Source organism: Gemmiger formicilis (assembly GCF_016901605.1).
GTDB classification, from domain to species: Bacteria; Bacillota; Clostridia; order Oscillospirales; family Ruminococcaceae; genus Gemmiger; species Gemmiger formicilis_B.
Window position 1 is genome coordinate 1 of the sequence record NZ_JACJKP010000498.1, and the last position, 375, is coordinate 375.

A 375-nucleotide genomic window follows, 5' to 3' on the forward strand; every position below is an offset into this window, starting at 1 on the left:
TACGCCGGCAACCCCTATTGGGAGGAGGACAAGCGCAGCCTGAACGCCGTGGGGTCCAATATCGAATTCTTCCCCTACACCAAGAGCACCAGCTCGACGATGATCAAAAAGCTGATTCAAAAATCGCTGGAATCGAAGGATGAGGCATGAGTAAACAGGAAAATCTGCAAAAGGCGCACGAGATCAATATGCAGCTGTTGCTGGAGATCGAACGTGTCTGCAAAAAGTACGGTCTGACCTATTACCTGATCTGCGGCGGGCTGATTGGCGCGGCGCGGCATCAAGGATTTATCCCCTGGGATGACGATGTGGATATCGCCATGACCCGGCGGGATTACCAAAAGCTGAAAAAGATTGCCAAGAAGGAATGGGCAG

1 protein-coding gene is annotated in these 375 nt (G+C 52.0%); it reads left to right on the plus strand.

Going from position 1 to position 375, the window contains the following annotated elements; translation table 11 throughout:
- Positions 1-146: 146 nt before the first annotated feature.
- Positions 147-375: LicD family protein (locus H6B10_RS15630; RefSeq protein WP_204652379.1), on the plus strand; the 229-nt coding region annotated here is incomplete at its 3' end.